Below are 8,441 nucleotides of genomic sequence, written 5' to 3' on the forward strand. Positions count from 1 at the left end.
GCACTCGAGTAATTCTGTATCGCCTGACGAAGCTCTGTATTATCGAAAAAAGAAAATCTATTCTGATGATTCTGCACGTCCGCGCCCTCAAAGACGCTTTCCCAGTTTCGCCAGTGCTCGTCTCGCAACGTGTACACCAATACGATAGGAAATTTAGCTAGGCGTCTTGTGGCGGCGTACTCATTCAAGGTCAAGAGCGTTTTGTTGAGCGATATCACGGTCCTGCGTGATCCAGAAAGATATTCCGCCTCATCAAGTGAATCAACAATATATAGAAGTGTTCCATCTACGGAAATTAAATGATCCAGGCCATAGTCTGGGCCGATAGCGAGCAACTCATCAGAAAGTTGATCGATGGATGGATCACTTGCTGTGCGGCAAATAGATATGATTTGCTCGTCTTGATTTAAAGCCAGATGAACTGCAGAGGTCGTCTTTCCAGCACCAGAGACGTCTCGTAACATCACAATCTGCCTTTCAGGCAATCGATGGGCAGAAAACGACGATCCGTCGTTTTTTCGTTTTGGTTTTGTCCAATTCAAATTGGAAGGTTTGAAAGTAGCGCACCTCTGACGGATCATTTCGTCAAAAGAACGAGCAACGTAGATCTTCTCATGAAGGTCCATCTTATAACGTCTCAGAAACTGCGCGGAAATTGGCCGCAGCTTCTGCAACAGAGCAGCGCGGGACTGAGTCCTATCTCGAAAGAATTCTTTGATGCGAGATGTTTCGGACGGATCGAAAGCGTGCCGCAGTTTCAATGATCGCATCACGTATTCGATATATCTATCAAGACCGAGTTGCGTGTTAATTAGAGCTTTCCAGATTTCTTTGTCGATTATCGCAACAAACATACCTTGTTTAGACAGATCATTCACGGCTTCAAATATATCAGACGACACCTCATAAAGTGAAGCGAAGATGCCAGACACCTGCCCGTGTCTCTTGCGAACTTTGAGTTCAAAATCTTTCCAATCGGCACTTCCTCGCATAATTTTCCCACGTTTAGCTTTCGACTCGACAATGTAGTCGCGCCCCTCCCAAACAAAATAGGCATCGTGTTGCTCACTTGTCCCTAATGACGAAATCGGTGGACGATGGTTCCACGGCAATGTTTCTCTTATCAATTGTTCAAATCGATATCCTCTGCGCTGAGCATCACTCTCATTTATGAGGTTCTGTATTTGTCGATACTGCGCGTTGTAATCTATGAACATGTCGAACTCGTATCCGCGCTAATTGGTGCCTTCGCAGTTATCTCAGGTCACTGGCAACTAGCCAGCCGTCGATCTGCGAACGATATGCGGTGGCTGCGGAAGATGTAAGAGTAGCTTTCGCATAGTTCTGGCCATTAATTGCCTTTCCCGCTTCCCACCCCAGGCCAGTCGGCGTAGCCAACTTTTCCGCATGCTAAAAGAGGCCATACTAGGGGGCCGGGAACCGACCGACCGCTTCTGCGGTCCTTCAAGCGTGTAGCGGACCTTCAACTTAACCTCGATTGGCCCAAGCGGTCTATCAAGCCGCCACCGCCTCATCTGGTATCCACACATGGGGTCTATAGTTCATCAGCGTCTGACCATTGGCGTTGCGGCTGAGCTCTATGGTGATCAGCCGGTCGTTTTGGAAGGCCGGGCTGAGCTCGAGCGAGAGATAGTCGAACAGCGGCTTTTCGTGCACCGCTACTATGATCTGGCGCTGCAGGTTCGATTTGGCTAGCGTTCTGAGCAATGCGGCAAACTGGGCGATGTGCACCTCGTCCATGCTCTGCACGGGATCGTCGATCACCAGCCAAGGGAGATTGGGAGAAACCGAAAGATGCAGAGCGAGGAAAAGCGTGAGCGCGGCCGTGTTGAGATTGCCGGCGCTCAGCATCGCGCGCGGGTCACCTCCCTTGCCACCTGACCGATACCAGGTCTCAAGCACCGCCTCGACCGGGCCGCCATTGGTCTCGGGAACGGCAAAGGCAGGGACAAATGGCTCTTCCGGCGCCAGCCGCACGAAAAGGTCGCGCCACACCCGATTTAGTGAGCCATTGAAAACTTTCCTCACAATAGAGGTGCGGGCTTCTCCGGCTCGCTTTGCCAGCTCGCGGGCGTCAAGAATCAGGCGGTCCGCACGATTTTTGGCGGCATTCAGCCGAGCAAGGCGGGCTCGAACAGACCCCGCTGCATCAACGATTGGTTGCCTTGAGGCATTGAGGCGTTGAATTTCAAGACCGTTCCCCGCCATCTCCCGGCGGGTCGTCTGGTTTGCCGAATAAATTTCGACGAGGCGTGAGGCTTCGGCGGCAAAGCTCGACAGAGCTGTTGCAATATCTTCAGTGGGAGCGAGATCGAGGCCGAGCTGGGAGCCGAAACCTTCAATCGACTGCCGCAACGCCGTCCCGCCCCGGTCCTGAACGGCGAGATCCGAAAGCACTCGAGATGCCGCACCGGCCTCGCCGATCAGCCGTTGGCCCTGCTCCACATCGCTGGCCATATCGACCAGAGACAAGTCCACCTCCTGCAAAAGCGCCAGGCGGGTCCGAAGTGCGTCTCGGTTCACTGTGTCGAGGCGCCGCCCTTGGACCTCACCAAGCGCCCGCTCCGCGATGGCGACGGCCGAAAGCGACGAAGTCCGGTCCCGGCTGAGAGCCTGCAGTTGTCCTGCGGCAGCCGTGAGATCCGCGATCCGCGCCGAGACATGAGCCTGTAGTGGCACCTGAGAGGTCTCTTTGAAATTGCGCCCGCAAACGGGGCAATCGTCGGTATGAATATGCGGCAGCACGCCGCTCAGTGCCTGTGCAAGGGCGCCGGCCTCCGATGCGATGTTGGCGATTTGCTGCTCTAGGGCCTGTATCCGCGCCCGACCGCGCGTGACGGCGCTTTCATGCTCGACTTCCAGCTTGGCGTCGGACGCATCCTTGTCGAGCAGATCTTGGCACCGCCGTAGCTCTTCGCGCACCGCCTCGGTCGCGGCGGCATGGGCTGGCTGGGGGCCGCCGGAACTGATCGGCGGCAGCTCGGAGAACAAGGTCTTGAGCCGGTCGAGCACAGCCTCAAGCGCGGCTCCACTGGTTGCGGACCATGCTGCGACTGCCTGGCTGGCATTCTCGCTCCTGGGCTGCGCGGCGGCCCGGTCCCGAGCGATGTCCGTGCTGGCGATCTGCTGCCATTGCAAGCCAGCGGCCTCAATTTCGCGACGCAGTGTCGTCAGCCTCAGGAGTTCGCTTTGCTCGGTCTCGCCAGCTGTCGAGCCCATGACCGGACGGTCACCAACTGAAACTAATCGCTTCGACAAAGCGTCGTTCTGCTCTTCGAGTTGGCGGATTCTGATATCGGTCAACTCGAGTTCGGCATCGAGGCGATCACGCTCACCCTCGACCTGGGGAATGCTGTCCCTGATTTCGCCATATCCCGGAACGCCGTTTCGCAACCGCCGCACGTCACCCGCATCATGGAGGCCGTCGATGATGGCATCGAGGTGATTTAGGCGCAGCAAATCCTTGACGAACTTGGTGAGGGCGGAGTCCGAACGCTTCGCCGAGTCCTGGTAGAGTTCTAGAAGCCGGCCAAGAGATGATTGGGCCAGGAAGCAGCGCTCAGTATAGAACCGGGCGAAATCCGGGGCAAGCAGAGCGTCGCCCTTTATCGCATTGGCGGTAACCGTAAGACTGCTCTCGTTGCGTTCGAGGCCACTTGTTTCAATCCTAAGTTCGGCGGACTTTGCGTCTTTGTGTACCAGATGGCTAGCATACTCAGGGTCCACCCGTTGGAGTGAAGCAACCTGTCCGCACAGGGCGAGTTCAATTGCAGAAAGCAGGCTTGTTTTGCCCGCGCCGTTTGCGCCATGCACGAGAACGATGGGAGCGTCCAGTGGAACCGTGATTGTCCCCTTAATGCTGCGGAAATTTGTGAGGGTGATCGACCTCAGTTGAACGGCGCTCATTCCGAAGCTCCCTGTGATAACTCTAGCCCAATATCGACGTCTTCCTCTGGTTCGATTTCAACCTCGATGGCGGTGTTGAGAAGCTCGTGCAGATGCTGCTGAATACCATCTGCGCCTTGATCCGCGAACGCAACCAGGCCGACAATGTTCTGGTCGAGATCGGCGGATCGGTTGACAATCGACCCCAACGATTCCGCTGTGTCTCCAGTCGGTTCAGGCAGCTTGAGCGGCAGAAGCACAGCAAGCCAGTTCTCCAGCAGCGCAGTTGTCGCTCCAAGTTCGGTGACACCGACGGGAAGCACTCGGCAGACCTTGGTCATCGCATCAAGCGTGGTGGCGGAGGGCTTGGGCCCAACAAGGATCGTAGTCAGGGGACGTTTGGAGCGAGTGACGTCAAGCGCGCGAGCGACCCCCTCCACTTTGCGGAGTATCTTCTGTTCGGTGTCGAATGCGGTGTCAGCCACAAGGATGAGATCGGGCGACGGGCTTTCGCCGACCAAAGCGGCCGGAAGGTCGAAAGACAGACCGGCGATCGACAGAGGGACTAACAGCGGGCGGTAGCCGGCCTCCGAAAGAAGCGCGACGACTCCCTCGACTGGCGTGGCACTGGTCATATCGCGGCCTCCGAACGAAACTGCTGCATGAGGTCTAGCGCACTGGTCGCGTGCTGAAGCAGGTCGTAGATGCTGACCTCCCTCAGCCCCAGCACGCCGGTACGGCCGGGAGAGCTTCGTGGCGAACGGGGCATTGGCGGCGGCTTCTCGCCACTATAAATCAGTACTGCGTCCTCGTTGTCGTCGATATGGCCGTTCTGCTGCAGCCGGATTGCAGACCGCCCGTTGGCCGCAAGGACGAGCTTGGTGCTTGCCGACGCAGTCGCCACTTTCACAGCACCCGAGGCCGGGTCTGCAGGATCGCTTTCGGCCAGTGTCCAGGTGCCGTCCCGTAGGCCGATTCCGAGCAAACCTGCGAACACGGCGATCTCCGGCAAACCTGATGACGGGAGTGCCTGATCCTCCGCGATGAGATGAAGCGGCAACGACGTGAGTGGATTGTAGCGGCGTGGTGCACCCCCCGCAGCACCGTCCCGGAACATTGTCATCGTGCGCGAGGCATGGTCGACGAACTTGCGGACAAACTGCAGACGATCACCGTTGTCGAGGGTTGCCAGATGGTCCCGCAATGCGAGCACCCCCTGCTGCAGAGTCGCGCGCGCTGCGGGGTCGATTGCCCCCTCGACCGTGGCCACCATGACCTGCATCTTGTCGGCGATGACCGAGAACACGAGCGCGAGCAGGAGAGGATTGGCATAGGCCTTGATTAGGGACCGCTCGTTGATCTGGTCGCGAGTCACGGCCGTATATGTCTGCGGATAGACGTTTTTGAGCAGGCCCTCCTGATCGACACCGACCTGTTCTCCGGAGAAGACAAAGCTCGGTCTGTCACCAGGCCAGGGCCACTGCATAACCGCCTCGGCCTTCGCGAAGAAGGCCTGAATGTTGGAGTCCTGCGCCGACAGGCCCATCATGATCGTCGGCTTTGAAACCGCAATGTCTAGCAGGCGGCCGATAACGGCCTGATTTTCAGGTGCGGCGGCCCAGCGGTTTATCTGCGAATAGCGACCGACGAGAAAAGGGCGGTAGACCCCCTGTTCGGCTACGGCCAACACGGCGCAGCCGTGGAACTTGATGATCTGGCCGGTCAGCCCCGGCTTGCGAAGATCCTCGGCACGAACGCAGACCACCAGCTTCGGGATGCCGCCCGTGAGTTCGTCGATCGCCTTTTCTACCAGCCCGTCCCAGTTGGCCGTTGCGATGGAGGAAGCAGCCCCCTCGAGGACTAGAATGCCCATACATAGATGCTCGACGTCGGGTTCGATTGCCGGGTTTGCAAAGGTGGCCGGCACGCCCACGCCGTCCCAAAGCAAATAGTCGTCGTCCTTCCCGGCGACGGTGATGTCGAGCAGGCGCGCGTAATTGTTGGTCAACCGCGCGACGATGCTGGCTTGGTCCGGCCAAGCAGCGAAGTCAGCGTTGAGGTCGACCCTTGCCCATTCGTCAGCTGAAAGCGGGGCGAGGCCGAGCGCCCGCCTAAGCGCTGCGTTATAGGGGCAATTGGGGTTGGCCGGATCGACCTGCCCGCGCAGAAACTCCATCACCCGTGAGATTATCTGCTTCAGACCGTCGACCCGGCCGAACGAGATGCCGGAACCGAGCCAGAATGCATACATGTCCTGGGCGATTCCAGTCGCGACGTTACGAAAGGGACCGTCGAGAATGTCCAGGGTCTCACGAACTGAAATCTTTGATGCGCTTGGCGCGGAGGGCATGCTTCGGCTTTCGCTGCACAAAGGTGTACTAAGGTAGATCAGTAGCGCGCAAACGGTGGGGCGACAACGCAGGAAGCGTTGATTTGGGTACAAAACAATGCCTGTACTGTGGATTCCAACACGCCGATTATTGCTCCGCAAATCTTCGTTCATGGCACTTGGCGACGTTGATCGCGGTCACCATTTACGTCTACTTTCTGAAAGAATAAGGAGTTCCTTAGCCACCAACTTGAGGCGCGTTGCAAATCTACGGCGCGCAGCGTGAGTATGGGTGCAAGAATGCCTGATTCGAAATTCGACAGCTCCGTATAACCCAGCCGCGCCCACTCACGTGGCGCCGACAATGTCTGCTTTCAAGACGCGACGAAACCGATTGCTATGGCGGACATGAGGCGCAAAGCTGCCGTTCGCGTCATGGATAGCTTTCGGGCCAGACTGTCCCGTTCCCCACCGGTCTTTGCGGCACCGAGACAGGCCATCACGCCCGACAATGTAGAAAATATTGCATGGTCTCTGAGTGGGGGGAAAGGCGGTAGCGCTCTCCCGCTACCAACCCCCGACCGGCGAAGGGCGCGCTTTGATACATCACGAACGAGGCAGTCATTCTCCATTTCAGTCGAACCTTCGGCTTAGGTGGACCTTTCCCTTTCACAGGTCGAAACCGCCGATTACACGACGTCCGAGCTGAGGCTCTTTCCCATCGCATACAAGCGCCTGCAATTTCGGCTCACAGCTGAGGAGTACGAGATGGCAAGGTCGAATGAAGAAGCGCTGAAGCGTACAATCCGGAGGCACCAGTTGCGCGAAATGGTGCCGCTCGCGGACAGTACGATCTACGAAATGGAACAGCGCGGCGAATTTCCGCGGCGCTTCGCTTTGACCCCACGATGCGTGGTTTGGGATCTGGGCGAAGTTCAGGCATGGCTCGTGGCCCGCCGCTCGAAACCAATTCTCCGTGCGCCCGGCCCCGATGTAAAACAGCGTCGAGTACGCCCAGTCAAAGAGCAGGATCAGGAGCCAAGATCGGCATCGACGGCGGAATGAGCGTTGGCACATACTTCTTGCCATCGACCCAGGCGTCCAAGATGTCCGACCACTCCTGCATCATGTGCCGACGCTGCACCTCATACTCGGCTTTGTTATAGACACCGCGCGAAGAGCGACCGTCTTCATGCGCCAGGCACTTTTCGATCCAGTCGCTGTTGAAGCCGAGTTCGTTCAGCAGAGTTGAACCTGTCCGCCGCAGGTCGTGAACCGTAAACGGTTCTAGAGGCAAACCTTCGGCATTCGCTCGTTCTACGACCGCGTATGTTACCCGGTTGAAGGTGGCGCGAGACATCGGAGCATCCGCGTCGTACCGTGACGGCAGCAGGTATCTGGAATTTCCGGCACAGGTCTTCAGGGCGATCATGATGTCGAGCACCTGGCGCGATAGGTAGACGTTGTGCGCTTTCGAGCGCTTCATTCGTTCCTTCGGGATAGTCCAGACCGCGTTCTCGAAATCGACCTCGTCCCAAACCGCATCCTGCAGTTCGCTTTTCCGCACCATTGTGAGCAAGTAAACCCGCATTCCCAAACGAATGGTGGGAAGCGTAGCGACTTGTTCAAGCTGCTTCAGCATGACTCGAATTTCGGACGGTGAGAGCGAGCGGTCCTTCGGAACGAAGGTAGCGATCGATGCCGGCCCAACGTCGTCGGCGGGGTTGGCAACCTTTTCACCATGCAGGATCGCGAAGCTGTAGATCTGCTTTAGAATGTCTCGCACGTGGATAGCCGTCGCCGGAGCGCCGCGGTCAACGATTTTGCCGCAGTGGGTCCTCAGATCGTGTGGCGTAATCTCCGTCAGGAGTCGATTGCGCCAGACCGGCAAAAGCTCGCGCTCGAAGATCGATCGGCGCATCGCCCGTGTGCTGTCGGCCATTGGCGCACCGGTCAACCACTTCTCCCCAAATTCGCCAAAGCCCTTGGCTTCCTTGAGGCGGCGCTTCTCGCGCTGCTTCTCGATCGCGGGCGAGTGTCCGTCACCGATGGCACGTCTCGCGTCGATGCACTTTTCCCGAGCGCGAGCGAGTGAGATTCCGTCGCGCCCGTACTTGCCTAGATACACCGTCTCCCGACGGCCATTGAGCCTGTAGTCCAGACGAAACGAGATCGCGCCACTCGGCATGACGCGAACGTACATCCC

Annotated in this window: 6 protein-coding genes; 1 reads left to right on the forward strand and 5 read right to left on the reverse strand. The window is 57.7% G+C overall.

Going from position 1 to position 8,441, the window contains the following annotated elements; all coding sequences use genetic code 11:
• The 4 genes from C1D09_RS16855 to C1D09_RS16870 all read right to left on the reverse strand — a co-directional run.
• On the reverse strand, positions 1 to 1,217 hold a 1,217-nt coding region (locus C1D09_RS16855; protein WP_143975375.1), incomplete at its 3' end, for a hypothetical protein.
• Between the two features lie 298 nt (positions 1,218 to 1,515).
• Positions 1,516 to 3,927 carry an AAA family ATPase gene (locus C1D09_RS16860; protein ID WP_143975376.1) on the reverse strand — a complete coding sequence of 804 codons (2,412 nt, stop codon included), beginning with the start codon at positions 3,925 to 3,927 and terminating at the stop codon, positions 1,516 to 1,518.
• Positions 3,924 to 4,541, reverse strand: a complete 618-nt coding sequence (locus tag C1D09_RS16865; protein WP_143975377.1) for a hypothetical protein — start codon at positions 4,539 to 4,541, stop codon at positions 3,924 to 3,926. The genes C1D09_RS16860 and C1D09_RS16865 overlap by 4 nt, the downstream gene beginning before the upstream one ends.
• A complete protein-coding gene (locus tag C1D09_RS16870) occupies positions 4,538 to 6,256 on the reverse strand; it encodes an SIR2 family protein (protein ID WP_167514651.1) in 1,719 nt (572 codons plus the stop codon). Before C1D09_RS16870 ends, C1D09_RS16865 begins: the two co-directional genes overlap by 4 nt.
• A 747-nt stretch (positions 6,257 to 7,003) precedes the next feature.
• Between C1D09_RS16870 and C1D09_RS16875 the strand changes: the two genes are divergently transcribed.
• Positions 7,004 to 7,300 (forward strand): helix-turn-helix transcriptional regulator, encoded by a 297-nt coding sequence (locus C1D09_RS16875; RefSeq protein WP_143975380.1) that lies wholly within the window; start codon positions 7,004 to 7,006, stop codon positions 7,298 to 7,300.
• Here C1D09_RS16875 and C1D09_RS16880 read toward each other — a convergent pair.
• On the reverse strand, positions 7,254 to 8,441 hold a 1,188-nt coding region (locus C1D09_RS16880), incomplete at its 5' end, for a tyrosine-type recombinase/integrase (protein WP_208760397.1). The two genes, C1D09_RS16875 and C1D09_RS16880, sit on opposite strands and share 47 nt — an antisense overlap.

This window comes from Mesorhizobium intechi (assembly GCF_002879535.1).
Lineage (GTDB): Bacteria > Pseudomonadota > Alphaproteobacteria > Rhizobiales > Rhizobiaceae > Mesorhizobium > Mesorhizobium intechi.